The 25,864-nt window shown below is 49.6% G+C and carries 28 protein-coding genes; 5 read left to right on the plus strand and 23 right to left on the minus strand.

Annotation, left to right across the window (positions count from 1 at the left end; translation table 11 throughout):
* Positions 1-76: 76 nt before the first annotated feature.
* The 16 genes from mazG to HMPREF0636_RS08365 form a co-directional block, all read right to left on the minus strand.
* Entirely contained in the window at positions 77-871 is a 795-nt protein-coding gene (gene mazG, locus HMPREF0636_RS06675; RefSeq protein WP_044169320.1) for a nucleoside triphosphate pyrophosphohydrolase, read from the minus strand.
* Position 872: 1 nt separating this feature from the next.
* Positions 873-2,972, minus strand: coding sequence for a protein-disulfide reductase DsbD family protein (locus tag HMPREF0636_RS06680; protein ID WP_044169321.1), 2,100 nt, complete (start codon positions 2,970-2,972; stop codon positions 873-875).
* A gap of 48 nt (positions 2,973-3,020) precedes the next feature.
* Complete coding sequence (locus tag HMPREF0636_RS06685; RefSeq protein WP_044169323.1) at positions 3,021-4,037, minus strand: pseudouridine synthase; 1,017 nt, start codon at positions 4,035-4,037, stop codon at positions 3,021-3,023.
* Positions 4,038-4,063: 26 nt separating this feature from the next.
* Positions 4,064-4,417 (minus strand): hypothetical protein, encoded by a 354-nt coding sequence (locus HMPREF0636_RS06690; RefSeq protein WP_044169325.1) that lies wholly within the window; start codon positions 4,415-4,417, stop codon positions 4,064-4,066.
* A gap of 15 nt (positions 4,418-4,432) precedes the next feature.
* Positions 4,433-4,774, minus strand: a complete 342-nt coding sequence (locus tag HMPREF0636_RS06695) for an FtsB family cell division protein (protein ID WP_044169327.1) — start codon at positions 4,772-4,774, stop codon at positions 4,433-4,435.
* Positions 4,775-4,827: 53 nt separating this feature from the next.
* A complete protein-coding gene (gene menA / locus HMPREF0636_RS06700; protein ID WP_044169328.1) occupies positions 4,828-5,715 on the minus strand; it encodes a 1,4-dihydroxy-2-naphthoate octaprenyltransferase in 888 nt (295 codons plus the stop codon).
* On the minus strand, positions 5,715-7,052 hold the full coding sequence (locus tag HMPREF0636_RS06705) for an aspartate kinase (protein WP_044169330.1): 1,338 nt from the start codon (positions 7,050-7,052) through the stop codon (positions 5,715-5,717). Before HMPREF0636_RS06705 ends, menA begins: the two co-directional genes overlap by 1 nt.
* Positions 7,053-7,098: 46 nt before the next feature.
* Positions 7,099-7,761, minus strand: a complete 663-nt coding sequence (locus tag HMPREF0636_RS06710) for a cell division ATP-binding protein FtsE (protein ID WP_044169332.1) — start codon at positions 7,759-7,761, stop codon at positions 7,099-7,101.
* Positions 7,762-7,861: 100 nt separating this feature from the next.
* Positions 7,862-9,169, minus strand: coding sequence for a TPM domain-containing protein (locus tag HMPREF0636_RS06715; RefSeq protein WP_044169334.1), 1,308 nt, complete (start codon positions 9,167-9,169; stop codon positions 7,862-7,864).
* A 58-nt stretch (positions 9,170-9,227) separates the two neighbouring features.
* Positions 9,228-9,818 (minus strand): LemA family protein, encoded by a 591-nt coding sequence (locus HMPREF0636_RS06720; protein WP_044169335.1) that lies wholly within the window; start codon positions 9,816-9,818, stop codon positions 9,228-9,230.
* Positions 9,819-10,366: 548 nt separating this feature from the next.
* Positions 10,367-11,407, minus strand: a complete 1,041-nt coding sequence (locus HMPREF0636_RS06725; RefSeq protein WP_005468823.1) for a branched-chain amino acid aminotransferase — start codon at positions 11,405-11,407, stop codon at positions 10,367-10,369.
* Positions 11,408-11,443: 36 nt separating this feature from the next.
* Positions 11,444-11,992: a 2-oxoacid:ferredoxin oxidoreductase subunit gamma family protein gene (locus tag HMPREF0636_RS06730; RefSeq protein ID WP_005468821.1), complete on the minus strand. Its 549-nt coding sequence runs from the start codon at positions 11,990-11,992 to the stop codon at positions 11,444-11,446.
* A 21-nt stretch (positions 11,993-12,013) separates the two neighbouring features.
* Positions 12,014-12,787 carry a thiamine pyrophosphate-dependent enzyme gene (locus tag HMPREF0636_RS06735; RefSeq protein WP_044169337.1) on the minus strand — a complete coding sequence of 258 codons (774 nt, stop codon included), beginning with the start codon at positions 12,785-12,787 and terminating at the stop codon, positions 12,014-12,016.
* 12 nt (positions 12,788-12,799) lie between these two features.
* Complete coding sequence (locus tag HMPREF0636_RS06740) at positions 12,800-13,006, minus strand: hypothetical protein (RefSeq protein ID WP_005468819.1); 207 nt, start codon at positions 13,004-13,006, stop codon at positions 12,800-12,802.
* Positions 13,006-14,094, minus strand: a complete 1,089-nt coding sequence (locus HMPREF0636_RS06745; protein ID WP_044169338.1) for a 3-methyl-2-oxobutanoate dehydrogenase subunit VorB — start codon at positions 14,092-14,094, stop codon at positions 13,006-13,008. Before HMPREF0636_RS06745 ends, HMPREF0636_RS06740 begins: the two co-directional genes overlap by 1 nt.
* A gap of 45 nt (positions 14,095-14,139) precedes the next feature.
* On the minus strand, positions 14,140-14,367 hold the full coding sequence (locus HMPREF0636_RS08365) for a 4Fe-4S dicluster domain-containing protein (protein WP_081748432.1): 228 nt from the start codon (positions 14,365-14,367) through the stop codon (positions 14,140-14,142).
* 891 nt (positions 14,368-15,258) lie between these two features.
* Between HMPREF0636_RS08365 and rfbA the strand changes: the two genes are divergently transcribed.
* The 5 genes from rfbA (at position 15,259) to HMPREF0636_RS08490 (ending at position 19,044) form a co-directional block, all read left to right on the plus strand.
* The gene (gene rfbA, locus HMPREF0636_RS06750; RefSeq protein WP_044169340.1) at positions 15,259-16,143 is read left to right on the plus strand and encodes a glucose-1-phosphate thymidylyltransferase RfbA; all 885 of its coding nucleotides are present in this window, start codon (positions 15,259-15,261) and stop codon (positions 16,141-16,143) included.
* Positions 16,144-16,707: a dTDP-4-dehydrorhamnose 3,5-epimerase gene (rfbC, locus tag HMPREF0636_RS06755; protein WP_044169341.1), complete on the plus strand. Its 564-nt coding sequence runs from the start codon at positions 16,144-16,146 to the stop codon at positions 16,705-16,707.
* Positions 16,694-17,575 (plus strand): dTDP-4-dehydrorhamnose reductase, encoded by an 882-nt coding sequence (gene rfbD / locus HMPREF0636_RS06760; RefSeq protein ID WP_044169342.1) that lies wholly within the window; start codon positions 16,694-16,696, stop codon positions 17,573-17,575. Before rfbC ends, rfbD begins: the two co-directional genes overlap by 14 nt.
* On the plus strand, positions 17,575-18,612 hold the full coding sequence (gene rfbB, locus HMPREF0636_RS06765) for a dTDP-glucose 4,6-dehydratase (RefSeq protein WP_044169344.1): 1,038 nt from the start codon (positions 17,575-17,577) through the stop codon (positions 18,610-18,612). Before rfbD ends, rfbB begins: the two co-directional genes overlap by 1 nt.
* A gap of 261 nt (positions 18,613-18,873) precedes the next feature.
* On the plus strand, positions 18,874-19,044 hold the full coding sequence (locus HMPREF0636_RS08490) for a hypothetical protein (protein WP_005468812.1): 171 nt from the start codon (positions 18,874-18,876) through the stop codon (positions 19,042-19,044).
* 346 nt (positions 19,045-19,390) lie between these two features.
* Here the strand turns inward: HMPREF0636_RS08490 and kbl are convergent, their stop codons facing one another.
* From kbl to HMPREF0636_RS08290, 7 genes are all read right to left on the minus strand, one after another.
* Positions 19,391-20,581 (minus strand): glycine C-acetyltransferase, encoded by a 1,191-nt coding sequence (kbl, locus tag HMPREF0636_RS06770; protein ID WP_044169346.1) that lies wholly within the window; start codon positions 20,579-20,581, stop codon positions 19,391-19,393.
* 75 nt (positions 20,582-20,656) lie between these two features.
* The gene (locus tag HMPREF0636_RS06775) at positions 20,657-21,064 is read right to left on the minus strand and encodes a DUF5606 family protein (protein WP_044169347.1); all 408 of its coding nucleotides are present in this window, start codon (positions 21,062-21,064) and stop codon (positions 20,657-20,659) included.
* Between the two features lie 468 nt (positions 21,065-21,532).
* Positions 21,533-22,132 carry a dephospho-CoA kinase gene (gene coaE / locus HMPREF0636_RS06780; RefSeq protein WP_052328785.1) on the minus strand — a complete coding sequence of 200 codons (600 nt, stop codon included), beginning with the start codon at positions 22,130-22,132 and terminating at the stop codon, positions 21,533-21,535.
* Positions 22,133-22,134: 2 nt separating this feature from the next.
* Positions 22,135-23,166 carry a CdaR family protein gene (locus tag HMPREF0636_RS06785; protein ID WP_044169348.1) on the minus strand — a complete coding sequence of 344 codons (1,032 nt, stop codon included), beginning with the start codon at positions 23,164-23,166 and terminating at the stop codon, positions 22,135-22,137.
* A gap of 119 nt (positions 23,167-23,285) precedes the next feature.
* On the minus strand, positions 23,286-23,594 hold the full coding sequence (gene yajC / locus HMPREF0636_RS06790; protein WP_044169349.1) for a preprotein translocase subunit YajC: 309 nt from the start codon (positions 23,592-23,594) through the stop codon (positions 23,286-23,288).
* Between the two features lie 41 nt (positions 23,595-23,635).
* Entirely contained in the window at positions 23,636-24,691 is a 1,056-nt protein-coding gene (gene nusB / locus HMPREF0636_RS06795; RefSeq protein ID WP_044169351.1) for a transcription antitermination factor NusB, read from the minus strand.
* A 305-nt stretch (positions 24,692-24,996) separates the two neighbouring features.
* A complete protein-coding gene (locus tag HMPREF0636_RS08290; RefSeq protein ID WP_052328786.1) occupies positions 24,997-25,839 on the minus strand; it encodes a DNA-processing protein DprA in 843 nt (280 codons plus the stop codon).
* Positions 25,840-25,864 lie beyond the last annotated feature (25 nt).

The following is a 25,864-nucleotide window of genomic DNA, read 5'->3' on the forward strand; positions in this document are numbered from 1 at the left end:
ACCTCGCCCCTAGATCATTAGGGGCAATGGTGTAGTGAGGTCAGCAGCTAGATAGCAGCATATCGAGAGGGGAAGACTAAGCCTTAGGCTCGAGAGCCTTTGCCTCCTCCCAGAGGGTATCCATCTCGCCAAGGGTCATATCCTTGATCGAGCGCCCCTGCTCCTTGGCTTTTGCCTCTATATAGCCGAAGCGATGAATAAACTTCTCATTCGTACGGCTAAGGGCATTGTCGGGATTGATCTTATACTTACGAGCAGCATTGATCACACTGAAGAGGAAGTCCCCGAGCTCTGCCTCCATGGCATCGGCATCGTGGTGAGCTACGGCCTCGCGAAGCTCCTGGAGCTCCTCCTCGACCTTAGACCAGACGTCCTCGGGTTTCTCCCAGTCAAAGCCCACACCACGTGCCTTATCCTGTATGCGATAAGCTTTGATGAGGGTAGGCAGGGAATTGGGGACACCAGAGAGGACAGTCTTGTTACCATCCTTCTCCTTTTGCTTGAGTTCCTCCCATCGCTCTAGGACAATATCCGTGCTCTCAGCCGTAGCCTCTCCATAAACATGGGGATGGCGGTAGATGAGCTTATCACAGAGCGCGTGGGAGACATCGGCGATATCATAGAGTCCCTTCTCCTCACCGATCCGGCTATAGAAGACGATATGCAGGAGGACATCCCCGAGTTCCTTCTTGATCTCCTCGGGCCCTCCCCTGAGGAGGGCATCGGAGAGCTCATAGACCTCCTCTATGGTATTTGTACGAAGGCTCTCGTTGGTCTGCTCCCTATCCCAAGGGCACTCGACACGCAGGCGCTCCAGCACGTCTAGTAGACGGCTGAAGGCTGCGAGCTTCTCTTCTCTTGTATGAGACATCTTACTTCTTACGAGCTGAGTACTCTGCTAGACCGCTCTTGAGGAAGTCCATATAGGCAGGTACATCTTCGTTGTAAGCATAGGAGGAGGCAAGGGGCTTACCCTCGTTGTCCAGCAGGACATAGAAGGGCTGGGCATTAGCTCCGAACTTCATGCGCTGTAGATAGCTCCACTTGTCGCCGATCGTACGTAGCTTGACCTTCTTACCAGCTTCCTCGACCTCGATAGTCTCCGGTAGTGCCGTCTTCTCATCGACCATGAGGGTGATGAGGACATAGTCGTTGTCAAGAGTAGCCTTGACATTGGCATCAGTCCACACGGAGGCCTCCATCTTACGGCAGTTCACACAACCATAGCCCGAGAAGTCTATAATCACAGGCTTGCCTACCTGCTTAGCATAGGCCATCCCCGTCTCATAGTCTGAGAACTGAGCGTGTACCTCACCCTTATAGAGGTTGAGATCCTGCGTGCTCAGTGGAGGTGAGAAGGCACTGATTGCACGGAGAGGAGCACCGACGAGCCCTGGTACCATATAGAGAGCAAAGGCGAAGGAAGCAATAGCCAAGAAGAGCATAGGGATCGGTGTTTTCTCCTGAGGTGTATCGTGTGGGAAGCGTATCTTCCCAATGAGATAAAGACCTAGGAGAGTGAAGATGACAATCCAAAGAGCGAGGAAGACTTCACGGTCGAGGATACGCCAACCATAGGCGAGGTCTGCCACAGAGAGAAACTTCAAGGCAAGAGCCAACTCGATGAAAGCCAGTACCACCTTCACTGAATTTAGCCATCCACCGCTTTTAGGCATGGATTGCAAGAGGTTGGGGAAGATGGCAAAAAGGGTGAAGGGCAGAGCCAGAGCGAGGGCGAAGCCTAGCATTCCAATAGCAGGAGCAAGAATACCTGAGGAGGAAGTGGCAGCCTGTACCAATAACGTACCAATAATTGGCCCTGTGCAAGAGAAAGAGACTAGCGAGAGGGTAAAGGCCATGAAGAAGATACTCACGATACCCGAAGCTGAGTCTGCTTTCTCGTCCATCTTATTTGTCCAAGAGGCTGGGAGTACAAGCTCAAATGCCCCAAAGAAAGAAATAGCAAAGAAGACAAGCAGGAGGAAGAAGGCAATATTGAAGTACGCATTCGTTGCTAGGTCATTCAATGCACTCGCACCAAAGGCAGCTGATACAGCCAGGCCTAGAGCCACGTAGATAACGATGATTGAGATTCCGTAGAGTATAGCATCACGGATCCCCTTCTTGCGATCCTTAGAACGCTTGAGGAAGAAGCTCACCGTCATTGGGATCATAGGCCATACGCATGGCGTGACGAGGGCAACGAGTCCCCCTAGGAAGCCACCTACAAGGAGCATCCATAGAGAACCATCAGCCTGAGTAAGAGCCTTGTCACCATAAGCCTTTAACTCTGGTATCACAGGTGCCCACAGATCTGAGACAGCATCCTTGGCCATCCCTTGGTCCACCGATAGCGTATCTGGGGCAGACGTAGCGCTATCGGCTGAGGGCTCCCCCACGGTAGGGGTAGCCTCTTGGGGGGCAGGAGTCTCTGTGCTAGTAGCAGGTGCAACCTCGGAGAGTTTACCTAACTCCTTGACCTGAACGGTAAATTCCCAGTTGCTGGGTGGTAGACACTTCTCATCGTTGCAGGCCATGTGGCGGATAGCTCCCTCAAAGGCAAACTTCTTAGCATCTGTGATGCGTATCTTCTGCCTGAAAACTACCTTTCCACTGAAGAAACGGAGCTTCATATCAAAGTTCGGATCGAACTTCTCTACAGGCTTCGTATTTGCGGTGAGTGTCCCCACGAGCTCAGCTCCGCCCAGCTTATCGACGATGAGTTGGGTGGGTGTTGGCCCTCCAGCAGGGAGGTCTGTGGCATAGAGATGCCAGCCGTCCTTGATCGTAGCGGTGAAGACAATGGTTTTCTCTGTTGGGCCATTGTCCTCTACTGTTCGTGTCCAGCTTACTGCATCACGAATGATTTGTGCCTTTGCCCCAGAGAGGGAAAGTAGCACGAGTACGACACTCAGCATCCCTCGGTAGATATACCGATGAAGGGAAGACTGTGTCCAGTGTCTGGTCTTCATAATGATTGGATTTGTAATGATTGATAGTTCTTATACTAGAGGGGTAGCCTAGTGGTTTAGTCTTCCAGGCTGTGTCGCTTTCTTCTTAACGCCACGAGGGCGAGTGTTCGTACGTAAAAGCTTACGAAAGAGAGCCGGGATAGGCTGCTTAAAATCGAGTAGTTCATGTGTGATAGGATGCACAAGGGTTAGGTGTGTCCCTATCAGTGCAACGTATCCAAGCTCTTTCTCTTTAGATCCATTTCGCCAATCGCCCACGATTGGGTGACGAAGGATGGAGAGCTGCTTACGTAGCCTGTTATTCCGTCCAATATGTAGCTCAATGGAGAGGAGACTCCGTTCGCCACTGCTTGACAAGGTGCGGTAGCCTGCTTCACCAGCGGAGTTCGCTTCTTGATGAGGGGAGTTTTGTGCCTTCCTTACCTTCGATGTGGAGTTCTTTGTTTCCCGTGGAGTAGGGGCGTGAAGAAGACCTTCGCTTGGGTTTAATTCGCCCTCAATCGCAGCTGCAAATTGCTGGAGGCGACAGTACTTATGCCAGTTCTCACTGAGACGTGTCTGTAGCTCCTTACTTTTAGCAAAGACAACGAAGCCCGCGGAGTCTTTGTCTAGCCGCGTGACATGATAGACCTTTGCTAGAGGATTGAAGCTCTTGAGGTGATCGGAGAGTAGACGTAGTGCTGTCACATCCTTTTCTTCTCCACTGGCGACAGTTGGTATCCCAACCTCCTTACGCACCACGATAAGGTACTCATCCTGGTAGATGATGTCAATCTGAGGATGAGATAGCTTCTTGGGGAGTGGAGTGGGGTGGATACTCACGACATCGCCTGCCCTAAGAGGTGCATCAAACTGAGTCGTTGGCTCCATACCAATCGCTATAAAGCGGTCATGCAGTAGTTGCTTGACTGTTGTACGACTCTTATCAGGGAGAGCGGAGAGGAGGAAGGGAAGGAGGGTTGTCTCTTCACTTACTGTCAGTTTAAGTAGCTGTTTCCTACTTCCTGGGACTGTGACACGCTGTTTGGTAGGTGCACCTTGGCTCTTTGTCGTTTTGTTATCCATATAGTGGATGATGCTCTTTTGTGAGGTTACTTCTTACTCTTGCGCTCACTAAGGTAAAGGAGCACATTCCCATAACACATATAAACAAGACCAAGTGCGAGGAAGAGTAGCCATGCATTCCGACCATAAGCATCAAAGACGCCAAAGCGAGCAATGGCCGAAAGAAGGAAGAGTAGCCCGGAGAATGCCCCCATACGAGTAACCCTTCGGATGAGGTGTGACCGCTCCTTAAGTGGTGCAAGGACGTAATATAGGGTATATCCCAATGCCCCCAAAGTATAGATAATATCAAACACTATATGGCGCGTCATAGCGAGTGCAGCCCCAGTGAGGAGCATTAGTACGCTGACGATGTAGAGGTATTTATACTTCTTATTCATTGGGTCTATGAAGATCTATTCCTTATCCTCGGAGGGAGTAGTGATGATAAATAGCTCCTCCCCAGGTGCATGCATGTAGTACTTCTCTCTGGCTATATGCTCAATGAGCTCGGGATTATCCTTGATTTCACTGAGGCGAGCACTATCGGCTTCGTAACGTGGGCGATAGTAGTTATACTCTTTTTGTAGGAATGCTTTTCGCTTCATATGGCCTAGGTAGGAGAAAATAGTTCGCTCACCAAGGAAGAAGCAGAAGACAACCGTCGCTAGCCCCACTGCGATATAGCGTAGTGATGGATGTCTACGGTTGAAGTCTCGCAAAGGGCGTAGTCCCTCTTTCACCACATTCGTTATCATAGTTATACTATCTATATAGTAGAATAGTGAAGCTGTACTTGTTGTTCGCTCATTTACTTACGAATGAGAAGCATTACGCCAATCAGAATGGCGAGGAGGAAAACATTCCTTGCTGTCTCTCCAAGAGTCTTATTGAGCTCTTCTCCCTCTGCTCGCTGTAGACTGCGATGAGCATGTGAAATGAGGAAGACATAGGGAAGTAAGAGAAGCATTCCCCAGAATGAAAAGATAGGGTAAAGAAATCCTATAGAGAGTAGCCCTAGAGTTAGGTAAAGGCGAGGGGCAAAGTCTTTACCCATTCGTACGATGAGTGTTTGTTTACCAGCCTTGCGATCCTCCTCTACATCTCGGTAATTGTTTACAACTAGGATGTTCACACTTGCTAGGCCAATGGCTGTTGCGAGATGCCATATTGTTGAGTCGGAGACTGTCCCCCTTAGGATATAGAAGCTTGTAAGAGTAGGTATCCAGCCAAAAAAGACTAACACAGCTACATCGCCTAGCCCATGATATGAAAGAGGGTAGGGGCCTCCTGAGTAGGCGAAGATTCCGATGGAAATGAACCCTCCTATAAATAAGAGCCACCAAGAGGATAGGGCGATGAGGGAAATTCCAGAAATGAGGAGTGCTGCGAGGCTAATATAGAGAGCTTGCTTGACTTCTCGCTCTGTGAGTAGACCTTTAGAGAGAGGACGCAGAGGCCCTTTTCGCTCATCTGTATCAGCACCCTTTTTATAGTCAATGAGATCGTTGGCTATATTGCTCGCTATCTGTGCACTCACTGCTACGAGTATAAGTAGTAATCCCTTCACCCATTCAATAGCCCCTAAGCTCCCAGCATAGAATAGGGCAACCAGCACTGAGCTTAACCCAGAGAAGAGCGTACGTGGCCGGGTGAGTCCCAGCCAAAGCTGGCATCGGGAGGAGGCAGATGGCGCCATTATTCTTTGGCTGTGGAGCTAAAAAGATGATTACTGAGGGCGAGTAGGGTCCGTTGCTTATCCTCAGCCTCAACGAGTACGGTGAGGTTGTAGTCGCTTCCTCCATAGGAAATCATACGGATTGGAACTTCCCTAAGGGCATTGAGTATCTGAGCTTCAAAACCGATATTTTCCCACTCCAAATCTCCTACAATACAGACAATGGTTAGCCCATGCTCTACTTCAATCGATCCTAGCTGAAGTAGTCCGATACGGAGCTCATCAGGGAGACTTGGACGCTCAAAGGTGAGAGATATAGATGCCTCTGTGGATGCAACCATATCAATGGGGATACAGTGATGCTCAAAGAGAGAGAATACCTTGCCTATGAAGCACCAATGTGAGAGCTGATGATTGCTTCGGATACGGAGCATTGTGATGTTGTCCTTCGCTGCCACAGCCTTGATCATATCCTTGTCGGTATCAAGAGAGATGAGTGTGCCAGGAGCTTCGGGAGCAAGAGTGTTGAGCAGACGAACGGGGATGCTCCTTCGTTTAGCAGGTTGTATGCATGTTGGGTGCAAAATCTTTGCGCCAAAGTATGCTAGCTCAGATGCTTCTTCAAAATGCAGACGGCGTACTGGAGAGGTTGCATCTACGAAACGAGGATCATTATTATGCATACCATCTATATCTGTCCAGATCTGTATCTCGTCGACAGCGAGGGCTGCACCAATTAGGGTTGCAGTGTAGTCACTACCTCCTCTTTGTAGATTGTCTATATCACCGAATGCGTTGCGACAGATGTAACCCTCCGTGATGAAGAGGTGCGTTCCCTCTGGAGCGAGCTTGATGAGTCCTTTGAGATGCTCTTCTATGAAGGCCTCATCGGGCTCTGCCTGCTTATCTGTGCGCATATACTCCAAGGCAGGTAGTCCGACAGCCTGAATACCTCGATCAGATAGATGGCGGAGCATCATGGCTGTACTGAGTAGCTCCCCTCTAGCTAGTATCTTCTTCTCATCGAAGAGAGTGAAAGACTCTGCATAGCAAATCTGCTCTAGGAAGAAAAAGGTCTCGTTTACTAGTGTCCACGCCTTATCGTAGCTCTTAGTGTCAGGGAAGAGTTTGCGAGTCTCTGATTCATACTTATGCTTGAGCTTGGTGAGGATTGTCAGTGCCTCATGACGATGGTGTGCCATGAGCTGATGCCCAATCTCCACGAGAGCATTTGTCGTCCCTGCCATTGCAGAGAGAACCACAATCTTGGGTTCGTCTGTGGCTGTGATTAGGTTAGCTACGTGCTGGATACGCTCAGCGGAGGCAACAGATGTGCCTCCAAACTTCATGACTTTCACCAGTGATATGTGGACTTTAAATATGAATCTATGGTGATACCTGACACTAGATATTCCCTACCTCAATACAGCGTGCTGGATAACGCTCTAGGACAAGCCTATTATGTGTTGTCATAAGCACGGCTGTCCCTCGCTCAGAGGATAACTGGTGAAGAAGGCCAACGATAGCAAGTCCGTTCTCAATGTCCAGATTACCGGTTGGCTCATCAGCTAAAATCAGCTCAGGGTTACCAACCAAGGCACGTGCAATGGCAACGCGTTGCTGTTCACCGCCTGAGAGCTCATGAGGGTACTTATATCCTTTGTTTCCCAGACCGACTTCCTCGAGTACCTCGTCAATCTTTTCCTTGCGCTCTGCACTGCGCCCCATGCCAAAGGCTCTCAGAACAATATCTAGGTTGCCGTAGACATTTTGATCAGGGAGCAAGCGGAAGTCTTGGAATATGATCCCAATCTTTCGTCTCAGCAAAGGAAGCCTTCGCTTGGTAAGTTGATTGAGATCATGTCCGAGAACCATTGCTTTCCCTTTGGTAATTGGGACTTCGGCGTAGACTGTCTTTAGGAGGGTGCTCTTACCTGCACCTACGCTACCAGTTAGATAGAGGAACTCTCCTGCGGATAGCTGCAGGTCAAAGTCATCAAAGAGTATATGTTCGCGCCGTGCTATCTGAACCTTCTGATAGTCGAGTATATGCGCTGTATCAGCCATAGATATGCATCAATTCTTTATATATGTGACAAAGATACGTAAAGTATCATATCCACAGCAGATAAGATCCGCGTAGAGATTCCTTCTGTTTTTTATGCCTTTACCAGCCAGAGGTTGCACCACCTCCTCCAGAGGATCCTCCCCCAAAGCTCCCTCCAGAGAAACCGCCACCTCCCCAACCTGAGCCCCCACCTCTGTGGCGATTCCCACTCATTAGCCCCGACAGGACCATTGCACCGAGAGCCGCACTTTCATCTGATGCGTCTCTTCGGTCTGAGTACCCGTCATGGTTACAATACTTACAATGGGTGTGGGTGCGTATATACCGCCCGCCTCGAGCGCCACGTATGTGCTCACGGCGTACTACCTCCAGAGCATGTGTCCCACAGTTGGGGCACTCCTTGTATGGACTACTTGGGTGTGTATGACCAACTGTCCTATGGAACCCACAATGAGAGCAAAGACAAGTCTGGTAGTGGCAGGAGCGAAGTCGTTCCTCGAGCTCTTGAGCTGGAGTAAGGTAAGCTGTAGCTTCGCTCTGTGATACAAGGTGGAGAGCCTTCTGCTTGCACGAAGGGCATATACCTGTCGCATTCTTCAGCTTGCGAATGCGCGTATATACGTAGAGCAAGAATAATAGCCCGATAGGTGCACAAAGGACAAAGAGCAGAAATCCGTAAACAGATGAACTTCGCTTAACCTCGTCCTGCTCCATGAGTAGAGCACATCCATCAGACTCTAGCCTCTTGACTTTTCCTTGGAAAGAACTAACAGCACTATATGTCGCAGCCCCTATCAGGATGAGGTAGAGACATAGACCAAAGCTGCCAGGTAGGGCATCCTTCAGATTGCCCTTCCCTCCCTTGCGGTCGGATATGTATCCCTCACCGCTGATGACCTGTGAGACAGCCTGTACCCCAGCAAGGATTGCTCCAGCATAATCTCCCTGCCGCATGAGCGGTATCATTTGCTGTCGTTGGATCTTTGCTGCCAGAGCGTCTGGTAACATTCCCTCGAGTCCATAGCCGACCTCGAAGCGCAGCTTCCTTTGATCAATGACTATGAGTAGCAGCAAGCCATCGTTTGTTGACTTAGAGCCTATGCCCCATAGCCTAAAGAGCTCTGTGGAGAAGCTCTCTATGTCCCTATCTCCTATTGTCTCTAGGATCACTACGGGGAACTCTACACCAGAACTTAATCGAAGTCTTAGTAACTCCTCATTGATGGCTCTCCGTGCCTGCTGATCAATGAACCCATCAGGGTCAGAGAGTAACTGCAGACTATCCTCTACAAAGACATTGGGCACAGTCTCTGGTGTGTACACTTGTCTTGCTCCGTGCAACCATGTGGAGGAAGAAAGAGCAAGTATAATGAAGACGAAGAGGTACTTGAGAGAATGTTTTAGCATCACACAGCTTGCGATATTGCCTTACACTTTCTAATGGCTACTCACGAGGAGAGGGGGCTTACTTAGTGAAGTCTACAACAGGAGCCACATCACTACCTGCCTGAGCAGTGAAGTATGGGCGAGTGCGGAAGCCTGTAATGGAGGCTACGAGAGAGGCAGGGAACTTACGAATCTTGGTGTTGTAGTCCTTTGCTGCGTCATTAAAGTCCTTACGGGCTGTCGCAATTCTATTTTCTGTTCCCTCAAGCTGTACCATGAGCGACTGGAACTGCTCATTAGCCTTCAGCTCGGGATACTTCTCTACGACGACCATCAGACGAGAGAGGGCAGAGGATAGGGCGTCTTGGCTCTGCTGGAAGCGCTGTAGAGCGGCTTCATCCATATCAGAGGCATTAATTGTAGTAGATGTCGCCTTGCTCCGAGCCTGTATGACACCCTCTAGAGTCTCCTTCTCGTGCGAAGCATAGCCTTTGACGACATTGACGAGGTTAGGAATCAAATCAGTGCGACGCTGATACTGGTTCTCTACTTGGCTCCATTGGGTATTGACTTGCTCTTGGATCCCTACGAGTCCGTTGTACTGGCTGATCCCCCAGAGCAGAAGGATAGCAATGATGGCGACGGGTATAACCCACTTTGGGAACTTCATCTTTGTTTCTTTTGTGTAATTAAACAACCTAACTAAGGCATTGAATGCCTTGGCTAAGGTACGTAAATTTAGCGTGAGTTTGGTACAAGGGAAGTCGTCATTCCTTTCTTTTTAATTCGCCCCTCCTCCATATTGATTCCTTCTCTTTATAAACAACCTAGATACAGGTTTTTTAGGAGGTGGATAACGAGTTACTATAAGTCGTTGTAACGAGTTACCACAACTCTCTTCAACGAGTTACCATAACTCGTTTAGGCGAGTTGCCATAACTCTTTATGACGACTTATAGTAAGTTGTTTCTTCCCCCATTTATGTCCTTCGTATTTCATTCGATATGAACTTACTACATATATCATCCGCAGGTGTGTTCGTCAAGATGCTTGTGAATCAGATGTGCAGCATGGTATAGAAGAGATGCTAAGGCAAAGGTATTGGGTGGGCAATAGGCCTTATATCCGATGCCAGACCAGCGGAGACTCTCTGGAAAAAGAAGGCGGATACGCCACCGATGTGACGTATCCGCCTTTCTGTTCTGTATATGAGAGCGTTTAGTCGATGTCGGGGTAGATGCGTACCCAGCCATGCGTATCGGGATAATCCCCGTATTGGATGGCTCTTAGTCGCTCGTAAAGCTGCTTACTGATGGGCCCAGGCTGTCCATCCTTACTGATGATATAGCTCTTCTTTAGGTCGAGGTCATCTACACGTTCGATCGGACTAATCACAGCTGCGGTACCACAAGCACCTGCTTCCTCAAATGTCTCAAGCTCCTCTACGTGGACAGGACGGCACTCGACACGTAGCCCCATGTCTTCTGCCAGCTGCATGAGACTCTTATTGGTAATTGAGGGGAGGATGGAGCTACTCTTGGGTGTGATATAGGTATTATCCCGAATACCAAAGAAGTTGGCGGGGCCACACTCGTCGATGTAGAGTTTCTCCTTTGCATCGAGGTAAATAACGGCGGAGTATCCCATGGAGTGTGCTAGCTCGCCTGAGCGAAGGCTGGCAGCATAGTTACCTCCGACCTTGTAGGTGCCTGTACCGAGAGGCGCCGCACGATCATAGCCACGCATGATTGCCATTGGGGTAGGACGGAAGCCAGACTTGAAGTAAGCACCAACGGGGGTAACGAACATAAGGAACATATATTCATTCGAGGGTTTTACTCCGACTTGCTTACCTAGTCCAATCATCAGAGGACGGATGTAGAGTGAGGCCCCACTCTCATAGGGGGGGATGAAGCGTTTGTTGAGGTGTAGAAGCATATCTACGGCCTCGAGGAAACGCTCTGTGGGGAGCTCAGGCATCAGAATGCCTTGACTGGTGCTCTGCATACGCTTGGCATTCTCTTCTGGACGGAAGACACGAACCTTGCCATCTTTGCCACGGAACGCTTTGAGCCCCTCGAAGGACTCCTGCCCATAGTGCAGGCAGGTGGAGGCCATGGGTATGGTAATCATATCAGAGGAAGATACTTCCCATTCGCCCCACTTCCCATCACGCCAGTAGCAACGGACGTTGTAGTCGGTTTGGATGTAGCCGAAGCCTAGGCTTCCCCAGTCTAACTGTTCTTGTTGAGCATTCATTATAAAATAGGCTATTAAACTTGGTGTATATGGATGCTAGGCTTTGTGTGGGTGGAGTATTTGTCCTCCACGTTCTAGAGCCTGCATATTCATCGGAATGAGCTTGTGGTGACGCTCGGGAAGGGACTTCTCCAGCCCCTTACGGATGCTGTCCAGCGGTAGTATAGGGCGCACGGCGAGCATAGCACCAAGAATCAACATATTGAAGACCTTAGCGTTACCCATGTTTGTTGCTTCATCGGTTGCTGGGACTTCGTAGATCTCTATATCACTGCGCTCGGGGATATGGCTTACACCATTGGTGTCATAGATTAGCGTCCCCCCAGGCTTTACACGGGGAGTAAACTTATCTACCGATGGTTGATTGAGGGCAATTACTACATCGTAGTCTTGTACCAAAGGGGAGCTCACTGCATCATCACTGATAATCACAGTGACGTTGGCTGTACCACCACGTTGCTCTGGGCCGTAGGAAGGCATCCAGCTAACGTTCTTGTCCTCCATGAGGCCAGAGTAGGCGAGGATCTTCCCCATTGAGAGGACACCTTGTCCACCAAAGCCTGCTATTACTATTTCGCAAGTCATCGTATCGTAGTATATGAGGGGTTAGATACTCTTTAGGTCACCGAGTGGATACCTCTCGAACATGTGTTCGGCCATCCATTTATTGGCTTCATCAGGAGTTAGTTTCCAACCCGTATTACAGGTGGACACAATCTCGACAACAGAGGTTCCTTTACGATCAAGTGCGTTCTGGAAGGCTTTCTTCAGAGCCTTCTTTGCCTTCATTACAGCAGCGGCTGTATGGACAGACTGGCGCGTGACGTAGCAGGTGCCATCGAGTAGGGCGAGCATATCGGATATCTTCAGTGGGTAGCCGTTCATCTCTACGTTGCGTCCCTGTGGGCAGGTGGCTGTCTGCATTCCTTCGAGGGTCGTTGGAGCCATCTGTCCACCAGTCATGCCATAGATGGCATTGTTGATGAAGACAATGACGATGTTCTCCCCTCTGTTACATGCATGGATAGTCTCTGCTGTACCGATGGCAGCAAGGTCTCCGTCGCCTTGGTAAGTGAAGACCATCTTGTCTGGATTGAGACGTTTGATAGCTGTCGCTAGTGCAGGTGCACGGCCGTGGGCTGCTTCTTGCCAGTCGATGTCAATGTACTTATAGGCAAAGACAGCACAACCTACTGGGGCAACACCAATTGTTGTTTCCTCGAGTCCCATCTCGGCTACTGTCTCTGCTACGAGCTTGTGCACTACGCCATGGCTACAGCCTGGGCAATAGTGCATGGAGAGGTCATTCATCAAGGCTGGTTTGGCATAAACCAGGTTCTCTGGTTTGATATGCTCTTGTACGTTGGATGTAGGAGTCATAGTATGTGTGGGCTAACCCTTCTTTGTGAAAAATAATTGCTTTAGGTAATAGAGTACACGGATAACCAGTGCAGCTACACCTAAGCTCTGGAAGAGCCATGGAGAGTCTTGTCTAAAAAAGAAGAACGCAACGATTGAGCCGATAGCCAAGACGAAGAACCAGAGCTGGAGGGCTTGGTCTATACGGTCTCTATGTGGGCGGTTGCGGGGACTATCCATTAGGAGTGTTTGATAAGGAGTTTCTTGAGGTTCTCGACAATCTCGTTAGGAGAGAAGAGCATTCCGCCCATGCGTCCGTAGTGTACAACGGGGACTTTCCCATCTACCGCTAGACGCACGTCCTCAATCATCTGACCTGCATTTAGCTCAGCTACGAGGAAGCCCTTAACACGACTAGTCAGTGACTGTATGGCGTGCGTTGGGAAAGGCCAGAGCGTAATCGGACGAAGGAGCCCTACGCGTAGCCCCTCGGCACGAGCTAGTTCTACAGCCTTCTGACAGATACGAGCTGATGATCCGAATGCTACGAGTATGTAGTCTGCATCAGCTGTTTGTATCTCTTCGTAGCGTACTTCGTTGGCTTCGATTTCCTTGTACTTAGCCTGGAAGCGCTCGTTGTTCTGCTCCATGATGGAGGACTCTAGCTCCAGCGATGTGATGACATTGGGTTTACGCTTATCCTTGCGTCCGAGAGTTGCCCAAGGACACTCCTTGCGGATCTCATCCTCTGTACGGCGAGGAGTGAAGTCTGGGAGGCGTACCTTCTCCATCATCTGACCTATAATTCCATCAGCTAAGATAATAGCGGGATTGCGGTACTTGAATGCTAGCTCAAATCCTAGGGGTACGAAGTCGGCCATCTCCTGCACAGAGTTAGGTGCTAGCGTGATGAGTCGGTAGTCGCCGTGGCCTCCGCCCTTGACCGTCTGGAAGTAGTCTGCCTGACTAGGCTGGATTGTCCCTAGTCCTGGTCCACCACGCATTACATTGACGAGCAGACATGGTAGTTCTGCACCTGCGATGTAGCTGACGCCCTCCTGCTTGAGGCTCATGCCTGGTGATGAAGAAGAGGTCATGACGCGCTTTCCACAGCCTGCGCCTCCATAGACCATGTTGATTGCTGCTACTTCACTCTCGGCCTGGAGTACGACCATACCCGTCGTATCCCAAGGGTGCTCCTCGGTGAGGGTCTCAAGTATCTCAGACTGGGGAGTAATGGGATAGCCGAAGTATCCATCAGCACCAGCACGGATAGCAGCGTGGGCGATGGCTTCGTTCCCCTTCATGAGTTTGATTTCTTCTGCCATAACAAGGGTTCTTTAGTGTGTTTGACGATGCTCGAAGGATTTACGTTACTCTTTCCACTTGTAGACTGTGATGCACGCATCAGGGCAGACTAGTGCGCAACTGACACAACCGATACAGTCATTGTCGTTTTTGAGTCGGGCATAGTGATAGCCCTTGTTGTTTACGTCCGTAGGGTGCATTTCGATGACATGTACGGGGCATGCTACTGCACATAGGTCACAGCCCTTACAATGACCTGTGTCTACGACGATTGTTCCTCTTGTCTTAGCCATAGCTTCATGTCGTAAATAGTTTAACCAAGCTCCACCTCGCATGGGTTGCGCCCTCGCTACAGAGGAGGTAGCCGTGTGTATCTCTCTTTGATCGTGGCTACCCAATAGAGGGGATTAGCACGTCAAATATACCAATTATTTGTTATTGTATGCCTTACTACGAAATAGATGATGTCCCCACTAATAACGTACTATCAAGTGCCAGTATACATAGTCTTACTTTGTTCCCTGCTTGGATGTATGGATGAAGATATGATATTTCCATTGATGTGGTCAATGTCAGAGGTTGTCTCAGCTCGCCTCTAACTCGTCAGATTGGGATCAGGGCTATTAAGAAATCGTTCCACTATCTATGCTGTAAGGAGGTAGGAGAGGGTAGAGCCAGTACTTTACTCCTCCTGTGTGTCAGAGTTTGGAGCACCCTTTTCTTACACACCCTCGGATAGTATGAGTGCTCTTGTGAGAAGGGTAACGACTTATAGTAGTTGGCTTGGCTTTGACGAGTTACCATAAGTCGCCGTAACGACTTACCATAACTCTCTTCGACGACTTACCATAACTCGTTGCGACGAGTTACCATAAGTCGTTTTATCGAGTTACCATAACTCGTTAGAGGGGGGAATGGTATGCCTTGTTATCTTGCTGTAAGTCAAAAAGAAATGATGTGGTGAAGGGGTGGGGAAAAGTATGTGCGAGCATGATCCGTGTTTGGCTTGATTATTCTCTTGTTACTCATCAATATTTATGTTGCCTCATCAAGCTGTATTCATGAGGAGTTTCTTACAGCTTGTATCTATACCATCACAACCTGACCTTCCTGAGCTACAGTACCTAGCTGAGCCAGATTTCGTACCTTTAGCATTATTATTTCGTCATAATAGCCTCAATCCTATGAAGGGAATAGTCTTAGCTGGCGGTGCAGGTACGCGCCTCTATCCCATTACAAAGGGCGTAAGTAAACAGTTACTGCCCATCTATGATAAACCCATGGTTTATTATCCGATCTCTGTGCTTATGCTCGCAGGGATTCGAGATATACTCATTATATCTACCCCCGAAGATCTCCCTGCCTTCCAGCGACTCCTCGGCGATGGCTCTAGCTACGGTGTGCATTTTGCCTATGCTGAACAACCCCGCCCCGAGGGCTTGGCACAAGCCTTCATCATTGGGAAGGACTTTATTGGGAACGATAGTGTGTGTCTCGTACTGGGGGACAACATCTTCTATGGGATGTCGTTTACGCAGCTTCTAAGGAAGTCTGTAGAGCGAGCCGAGCAAGCTAATGAGGCAACGGTCTTTGGCTACTGGGTGAATGATCCAGAGCGATATGGTGTAGCCGAGTACGATGAGATGGGGCGGTGCGTCTCAATTGAGGAGAAGCCACAGAACCCGAAGAGTAACTACGCTGTCGTGGGGCTTTATTTCTATCCAAATGATGTAGTCACCGTAGCAAGCAATGTGAAACCCTCAGCAAGAGGAGAGCTGGAGATAACGAGTGTGAATCAAGAGTTCCTTAGTCAAGGGCGACTCCTTGTGGAGACACTTGGACGAGGCTTTGCATGGCTTGATACGGGGACACATGACTCCCTAGCAGAGGCCTCTACCTTCGTCGAAGTGATTGAGAAAAGGCAAGGATTGAAGGTCGCTTGCCTCGAGGAGATAGGCTATCATCAGGGGTGGCTCACGGCGGATACCCTAAGGAGTGTAGCTGCGCCTATGGCCAAGAACCCGTATGGGCAGTACTTGCTTCGTCTCATAGATGATAAGGTAAAGTAGATGGAGGTAATTAAGACTGCTATTCCCGAGGTTGTTATCCTAGAGCCCAAGGTCTACCAAGATGACCGAGGCTATTTCTTTGAGGCTTTTAGTGAGGAGGTCTTTTCACGCCTTGTCACTCCGACTCACTTCGTGCAGGATAACGAGAGCCGATCCAGCTACGGCGTAGTGCGTGGGTTGCACTTCCAAGCTCCCCCACATGCACAGGCAAAGCTTGTTCGGGTAGTTAAGGGCTCTGTACTAGATGTGGCAGTAGACCTTCGCAAAGGCTCGCCTTCGTATGGAGCGCACGTAGCCGTAGAGCTATCTGAAGAGAATCATCGGATGCTTTTTATCCCTCGTGGCTTTGCCCATGGCTTCAGTGTGTTGAGCTCCGACGCTATCTTTCAGTATAAGTGTGATAACTATTATGCCCCTCAGTCCGAGGGGGCTGTAGCTTGGGATGACCCTACACTCTCCATCGACTGGCGAGTACCTACTCAAGATGTTATCCTCTCTGCTAAGGATGCGCATCACCCGTGCTTGGATGAGTTTAATACACCATTCATCTATGGGGAAGAGTAATATCCTAGTCTTGGGAGCTGGTGGACAGCTGGGACAAGAGCTACGAGCGGTGGCAGAGGGGAGTGTGCAGCACTACTTTTTCATGAGCCGTAGTGAGCTGGATGTAACAGATCTGCTAGCTGTGAAGCTCTTCGTCCAGAAGCATCATATTGATACGATTATTAATTGCTCAGCCTACACAGCTGTAGATCGAGCTGAGGATGAGGCAGAGGAAGCCGACCGCATTAACCATCAGGCGGTGGCTGGACTTGCTGAGCTAGCGAAGGAGTGTGGCCTATACCTCATCCATATCTCTACAGATTATGTCTTCAGAGGAGATAGTCATCTCCCAATCACCGAAGACGAAATCCCCTGCCCCCAGAGTGTGTATGGGCGAACCAAGCTCCTTGGGGAGGAGGCTATACGACATACGGGCTGTCATGCCCTCATCCTGCGCACCTCGTGGCTCTATTCTACCTATGGGTCGAACTTTGTGAAGACAATGTGTCGGCTGATGCAAGAGCGAGAGGAGCTCGGTGTTATATTTGACCAGATTGGGACGCCTACCTACGCTCGTGACTTGGCTCGCTTCTTGATATCAATCCTTGACCAGAATGCAGGGTGTCGGCATGAGGGTACCTATAACTTTGCTGACGAAGGGGTGTGCTCGTGGTATGACTTCGCCGAGGCTATTCGCCATTATATGGGCTATCATTGTCGGCTTTGCCCTGTACGTAGCGGTCAGTATCCTACGAAAGCAACGAGACCATCCTACAGTGTATTGGATAAGAGTAAGCTCAAACGAGCCTTTGGGGTTACGCTACCTCACTGGCAAACGTCACTAGAGGAATGCCTCCATAAACTCACATGGACAGATACAAACGAATAATGGACTATAAGAAGACCATCCTCATTACAGGTGGAGCAGGTTTCATCGGCTCGCATGTCGTCCGACTTTTTGTGACGAAGTATCCTGACTACCATATTCTGTGCCTGGATAAACTTACCTATGCAGGTAATAGAGAGACCCTAGCAGATGTAGAGGCATTGCCCAACTACACCTTCATCCAAGAGGACATCTGTGACTATGATTGTGTGAGAGGGATCTTGGAGCGATATGCCGTAGAGGGTATTATTCACCTAGCAGCAGAGAGCCATGTTGATCGTAGTATCTCCGATCCCTTTGTCTTCGCAAAAACCAATGTATTAGGTACACTTAGCTTGCTACAAGCTGCCAAAGAAGTTTGGTCAAAGTCTCCCAAGGGCTATGAAGGGAAACGCTTCTACCATATCTCCACAGATGAGGTATATGGTGCCTTAGAGCTTGATGGTGGCTTCTTCACAGAAGACACGAAGTATGACCCGCATAGTCCTTACTCGGCTAGTAAGGCCTCTAGTGACCATTTTGTGAGAGCCTTCCATGACACTTATGGGCTACCTACGGTCATCTCTAATTGCTCCAACAACTACGGGCCGTACCAATATCCCGAGAAGCTCATCCCTCTCTTCATAAAGAACATTGTCCTCCATCGCCCTCTCCCTGTCTATGGCACAGGGGAAAATGTCCGTGACTGGCTCTATGTCCTTGACCATGCTCGTGCCATAGATCTCATTTTCCACGAAGGGAAAATCGCAGATACCTACAACATAGGGGGATTCAACGAATGGCGTAATATCGACCTCGTCCGACTACTAGTAAAAACCGTGGACGAGGTACTAGGTAATCCAGAGGGACATTCAGAGGAACTTATCACATTCGTTACCGACCGTGCTGGGCATGACTTGCGATATGCCATCGATTCAAATAAGCTAAAGAATGAGCTGGGTTGGACGCCAAGTCTTCAGTTCGAGGAAGGGCTGGAGCATACAGTGCGTTGGTACTTATCGAACCAAGAGTGGGTCGAACTTGTCAGCCAAAAGTCCTAATAAGTGGTAGGGATGAGATGATGAGGGTGTAGAGGAATGTATGGGTAGGGGAGAAAGAACTCTTAGCGTGGAGAGCAAGAGCTCGTAAAGCTGAAGGTAAGTGAAAACTGTAGGAGTGCAATGGTCTCAAGTGACTGTACAGAGCGATTTTGCTCTGCCCTCCATCCTCGTGGCGTAATACATAAGAATTTTCGTATTTGCTAAATTATTCCGTACTTTGCAGGTAGAGAACAAAGTAATAAACATAGTACACAAATCATTATGAAGCAGTATCTCGGCGTTATCGTCATGCTTATAGGAGCAATCCTCCTGGTTTACTCGTACCTCTCTGACCAAGTTGAGCATGCAAATACATTCCTCACTATCGGGCTTGTACTTGTCATTGGTGGGTATCTTGGGCATATCTTCCTTGGTAAGAAAGTAAAGGCGTAAGCGGCACCGCGCCATCACAACTAAGAAGGGGCTACCCAATAGACTTTATACAGGTCTTGGGTAGCCCCTCTTACGTATTTAGCTCTACCCCTTGGTATAAGGTCGTACCTCTTGTCGGTGCAAGGGGGATGAGGTCTTATGGGGTATGCTGAAAGATCTGTCCCTACCTGAGGAGTGTAGATAATAAGGTGGAGTTGCGGAACCTCTAAATGGGGAGTGAAAGAATGTCTATATGTGGAGTTGCGGGAGGTCTGAGGGCTAAGATGAAGAATGATATAGGGCTAAACTAATAGAGGCTACCTCAACACTGAGGTGGCCTCTATTAGTTTAAATGGAAGGGACGTGTTTACTTCAATGCTCCTAGTTCACGGCCGACCTTGATGAAGGCCTCTATGGCCTTGTCGAGATGGTGACGTTCGTGGGCAGCTGAGAGCTGTACACGGATGCGTGCTTGTCCCTTGGGAACAACGGGGTAGTAGAACCCAGTGACGTAGATCCCTTCGTCTAGGAGGCGTGCTGCATATTCTTGTGATAGCTTAGCATCGTACAACATAACAGCGCAGATAGCTGACTGTGTAGGTTTGATATCAAATCCTGCTGCAAGCATCTTGTCTCGGAAGTACACCACATTCTCCATGAGTTTGGTGTGAAGGGCATTACTCTCCTCTAGCATCTTGAAGACCTCCAACCCTGCACCTACGACAGCTGGTGGAATAGAATTACTGAATAGGTAAGGGCGAGAGCGCTGACGGAGCATGTCGATTACTTCCTTAGGCCCTGTTGTGAAGCCACCGATGGCTCCACCGAAGGCCTTGCCCAACGTACCTGTATGTAGGTCAATGCGTCCGTAGCAATTGAATTGCTCAGCGACACCTCGTCCTGTTGCACCGACTACCCCTGCAGAGTGGCATTCGTCTACCATGACAAGGGCATCATATTTATCAGCAAGGTCACAAATCTTATCCATAGGTGCAACATTCCCGTCCATCGAGAAGACGCCATCCGTTACGATGATGCGGAAGCGAGCTCCTTGGGCTTCCTGAAGCACACGCTCCAGATCCTGCATGTTCGCATTCTCATAGCGGTAGCGCTGAGCCTTGCACAGACGGACGCCGTCGATAATCGAAGCGTGGTTTAGCGCATCGCTGATAATTGCATCCTCTGGACCAAAGAGAGGCTCGAAAATCCCTCCGTTAGCATCGAAGCAAGCGGCATAGAGGATTGTATCCTCTGTGTGGAAGTAGCGAGCGATCGCTTGCTCTAGCTCCTTATGGATGTCTTGTGTACCACAGATGAAGCGCACGGAGCTCATCCCGAAGCCTCGAGCATCCATGGCGTCCTTGGCTGCCTTTACGAGACGAGGATGATCTGATAGCCCTAGATAGTTGTTGGCACAGAAGTTAATCACTTCCTGCCCCGAGCTAATCTTGATGTCTGCGGATTGTGGGGTGACGATGATGCGTTCCCTTTTATAGAGGCCAGCCTCATCGATGGCTTTCAGTTCCTCAGCGAGGTACTTCTTCATGCCTTTGAACATAGTCTTAGGTGTAATTGTGTATGTGTGTTAGACGAAAAGGGGGAGTACCATATAGTGCTCCCCCAGTGAATGTGCTTAGTTGTCAGCTGTTGCTTCCTCCTCGAAGTTGGTGATACCAGCCCCTGAGAGGATATTATACCATGTGAAGAGCTTCTTGATATCTGATGTGTAGACTCTTTCCCGGTCGTAGGAAGGAAGAATCTCGGCAAAAAGAGTGCGAAGGGTCTCGTTATCCTTGAGTACTTCGTCAGGGAATGCTGTCCCATTCTGCTTCTCATGTACTCTCTTTAGTACCTCTGAGAGAGCAATGTCCTCTGTGTCGGTAAACATCGAGATGTCACCAAGCGACACAACACGATCCTTGGGGAGAATAGGAATGCGTTGCTTGGTCTGTAATGACTCCACGATGAGGGTGTTTTTGCCCTGAGAGAGCAGACGATACAGCCCTGGCTTACCAGAGACGGAGAGGATGGTCTTCAACATATAAACAGTTCTCTATACTTGATTTTAATACTGCAAATGTATATAATCTCACGTTAATACACGAGGTGTGTATGGAGAGAGCTGACCAGTGGGGGCTCCTTATACGTCTAGTGGGATGGTGGGATACCACTAGAGGTAGTGCTTCAGCCTGTTGTTGGATGCCCTAAATTTAGCCCATATAAGGGCGATAAACAAGTAAATAGGAGGATGTCTAAAGTGAAAGTGTATCAGTGCTTTATGTTTCTAGAGAAGGACTCATCTACGACTTACCATAACTCGTCGTCACGACTTGCCATAACTCGCTTAAGAGAGTTACTATAACTCGTTTTAGCGAGTTACCATAACTCTTTACAGCGACTTATGGCAACTCATTTCGTTGCCTATGTAAACTCCCTAGATAAAGGGGGTGGAGGACAAAAAAAGAGCTGAGTTAGTTGACTCAGCTCCATGCTTCCTATTCCGAGGTGTCTATCTTGCTAAGATTGTATCCAGCTGTGCCTCTAAATCGTCTGTTGGGTCATTATAGATTACGTAGTCACACCTCTGCTGCATCTCCTCTTGGCTCATTTGATTTCGCATCCGAGCTTGTATTGCAGAGGCATCTGCTCCATCACGCCTCATTGCCCGCTCGAGGCGAAGGGTGTCGTTGGCAAGGACAGCAATACTCCTGTCCACATAGTCACTAAGCCCAGCATCCAAAAGGAGCGCACTCTCTAGAGCACAACATCCTAGCCCTCGGCGGATACATTCACTACGCCAGTGGACGAAGTCCCTACGCACGGCAGGATGGACGAGCGCATTAATTTGCTTGAGCTTCTCTTGGTCGCTAAAGATGATTTGAGCTAGTGCCTTTCGATCCAGCTTCCCTTCCTTGGTTTTGTATAGGGTGGGGGAAAAATGCTCGATAAGAGCTTGGCGAAGTACAGGATCTTCATCATAGAGAGCCTTCGCCCGTGCATCAGAGTCATAGACGGGGATGCCACGAGCGGTAAGTAGCTCAGCTATATAGCTCTTACCACTACCTATGCCACCTGTAAGTCCGAGGGTAAGGATGCGAGGGTCAGTCATCGCTACATCCAGGGCTTAGAGGGGCGACGCTCCTCGATGACATACTGCACACGATCAGGGTTGAGCCGGATAAGGTGTACCCAAGAGGGCTTTTTCGTTACTTGTAGGGGAAGCTCTCGCTGACCATCATCAGTGCTGTGTGTATCCTCACGAGGATAGTTTACAGAGACCTCAAAGAGGTCAGCACGCACTTCTCCATAGCGTGAGCGAGGGAGGGTGAGGTGAAGCGTAATGGAGCTGGGTAGAGGCCGAAGTTCGTAGCCACTAGGAGCATCCTTCACTGTGATCGGGAGCGTGATGGTTTGCTCGGTTAGTTGCTCTACGGGGAGGTGCGCCTGTACGATATTGGTAGAGGCATAGACGCCCTCGGGCAGGAGGAGGCTTACCTTCGTCGTGGTCGTGGTCTCAAGGATTTGCTCTTCAAAGGGAGCTGTGCGGATAAAGCGTATTGAGTCTAATAGCTTAGCAGAGGCAAAGATGGTAACCTCAGATGGCGTGAGCTCTACCTCACCAAGGGAATAGCCTTGTGTGACGAGAGGGAGCTGACCCACTACGATGGGCACCACCTTACGTGCACGATGATACGCAGATACCTCAATAGAGGCAGGGCTGATGGTTGTGATACGTGCTGATGAAGAGAGACGCTTGCGTACCTCCTGAGTAAGGGCTGCGGCAGTGAGTGAGAAGCCCTGATTCACCCCCTTGTGTTGCTTGAGATGGAGTGTAATCGGGTTCACACCTCGTATAGAATACTCTAAGATGTGATTGCCCTCATCCTCTAGGCTTACCTCGATGAACTCCGGTAAGTGACTCTCCAGCCCTACCTCAGGTGGGATAGAGTCATACGTGATGGGGATATGTAGTACGTATGGGAAGCGCATCTGTAAACTCTGGATGAACCAGAAGATCGCTGATAGGAAGACAAAAAAGAGGAATGTCACTACCTGCGTTGTCCGCTTCCTCCTATGCTCCGGGGAGAAGGTGCGTTCTCCTTCATTCTTTCGTCCTTTGAGGCTCTTCAGATCAAGTCGCATAGCTTGGTGCCTATTTGTTGTACTACGTAGTGGTGTTTACCTAGAGGAAGCATAAAGGGCTATCCCTAGAGCTTCGTTACTCCATGAGGCAGCCCTTTGTGCTGATGGGGGATAACTCCCTATTTCGTTACTTCGTCACTCGCTGCAGGGAAGACCGATCCACGATCGACACGGACACGCACACCCTCGGCAATCTCGACGACGAATTCCGTTTCCTTGATGTCACGAATTGTGCCGTATAGACCTCCAGAGGTAACGATACGATCACCCGTGGAGAGGGCTTCACGCTTACGCTGTACTTCCTTTTGACGCTTCTGCTGTGGGCGGATCATGAAGAGCCAGAAGATCAGTACGACTGCAGCCATCATGATGATGGAGGTCCATCCGCTACCCTGTTGAGCTTGTGCTTGGAGAAGGATTGTTTCCATTGATTGTAATTCCAGTTTATAGGTTAGTATTACTTTGTTTTCTATTGCTTGAGGATTTTACCCTCTTCACGTAGTCTCTTGGCCATAGCATCTAGGATACCATTGATGAAGGATGCGCTGTGAGCTGTGGAGAAGTGCTTGGCTAGCTCTACATATTCGTTGATGGTGATATGTGTGGGGATGCCAGGGAAGTGAAGGAACTCAGTTACCCCTAGCCTTAGGAGCAGAGCATCCATGTCGGCCAGGCGCTCGCTGCTCCATCCTTCGGTTAGGATGGGCTCAATGAGCTTGAGGTACTCATCGTGCTTGACCAATACCTGACGAAGCAAGTGGCGAGCAAAGGTTTCGTCTTCTTCTTCGCGGAACATCGGGAGGATTTGCTCGTCAATTGGTTGTGACTCGACTGCCTTTCGTAGGGTTTTCTCCACGAAATCCTTGACTACCTCTACGGGACCATTGGCAAAGGACGTGGACTGGTACTGCCCCATGCTCTTTGCTTCCTCGATGACTGCTTGTACTTGCTCTTCCTCCCCTGATGGACGCTCTTCGCATTCAATCTTTTCCTGAATCTTTAAGTCATTTTCCCAGAAGATAGACTGTTGCTCTAGGCGTTCATTCAGGAGATCATCCGCAGCAAAGAGGTGATGAAATGCATCCGCCCAGAAGTTTTGGTCTTGCTCATAGCTCTCTGTGCTTCCCTTTAGGTAGTCATCATAGAGCGAAGAGTCCTCAATCAAACGAATGAGATGGCGAAGGAGCGTCTCATCATCCTGCCAGCGAAGACCAAACTGATTGTACCAGTTCTGGAGCTTCTCGGAGGAAGCCAGCTGCTGGGCAAATCGATTACGGATGAGGCGAAGGTTGGGCGAGCGTTCCTCACGGGTAGCAAGATGCTTCCTGCGACGAACGTCTAGTACCTCTTGGTAGAAGTCCGTAAGAGAAGGGATGAGCTGTAGTAGGTACAGGTAAAGATCATAGGTGCGCTCCAGCCCCACCATGAGATCCTGCTCCGCAGCGGTTAGCTTCAGCTCTCCACGGTGCAGGTGTGCGTAGGCTGTCTGTAGCACACGGGTGCGTATAAGTACTCTATTGATCATACATTTAGTAGTCAGATGCGCTCCGAGCTGAAATCTTTTGATCCCCACTGGTACATCTTACTGAGAATACGAGCCAAAGATCGCGGAGACGCTACAGAGCACACAAAGATACAATGATTTAGGAAAACACCTAGTCTAAGAGACTTATGGGAGCCGTTAGGGTGCTAGGTGCAACGGAATGGATGCAGGGTGTAGGTCGTGAGATTGAGGTGTAGAAGGGAGGAAGAAATGCCGGAGTAAAGGGCTTGCTCGGTGTAGGAGGGACGATACTCGGTACGCAAAGAAGGTGCTGTTGGGTACGGGCATTACTCGCTGTACTCTTCGGCTAGATGCGAAGTGAGGAGATAGTGGTTGCCAAGGCTAGCTTCGGTGTAAGTCTCGTAACGAAGCGCCTCAACGGGCTTTTGGTACTTCCTAGCGAAGCGCACCGTATGTAGTGTGCCACTCTTTGCTCCGCATTCGGTGACGATGACACGCTCGGCCAGTGCTGCTTGTAGGCGGTCTCGGGCAATGAGCTGATACTTGTTGATTGGAGTGAAGGGCGGGTATTCTGAAAGGATCAAGCCGCCTTGTCTGAGCAATGCTTCTTGCAGAGCTTGGTGCTCTCTAGGATAGACTTCATCGAGCCCCGTGGCGACTATTGGTATGCCCTTGCCACCTGCATCAAGGCATGCCTGATGTGCTAAGGCATCACATCCACGAGCCAGACCGCTTAGGAGCGTAGCTCCGGCTTCGGCATGTCTTCGTGCCAATTCGTAGGTGCGTTTTTTCCCTTCTTCGTCGGGGTGGCGTGTGCCGATGATGGCGAGCCGAGGAGAGGCTGTTGTGAGAGCAAGATTACCCTTGGCATAAAGAAGCAACGGGCGGTCGAAGGCAAGGCAATGAAAGGCATCGGGATAGCTTGGACTAACGAAGGGAAGGACGTGTATTCCGAGTCTGTGGCATGCTCCGAGCAGGCTCGTGGCTTGCTCCTCGTGGGCGGTAAGCTCCTTCGTGTAGCATTCGAGCCCCGAGGGAAGCCCCAGAGGTAGCTCATCGCCCCTTGCCACCTTATCGAAGAGAGCGGCGATGTGTCGGTAGCGAAGTCCAGCAAGCTGTAGCGCGAGGATTTGTACGGCCTGTTTTTGCTCTGTATCAGTTCTTCCCATAGCATGGGCAAAGGTACGCAAAGCC

The organism is Porphyromonas catoniae ATCC 51270, from assembly GCF_000565015.1.
GTDB classification, from domain to species: Bacteria; Bacteroidota; Bacteroidia; order Bacteroidales; family Porphyromonadaceae; genus Porphyromonas; species Porphyromonas catoniae.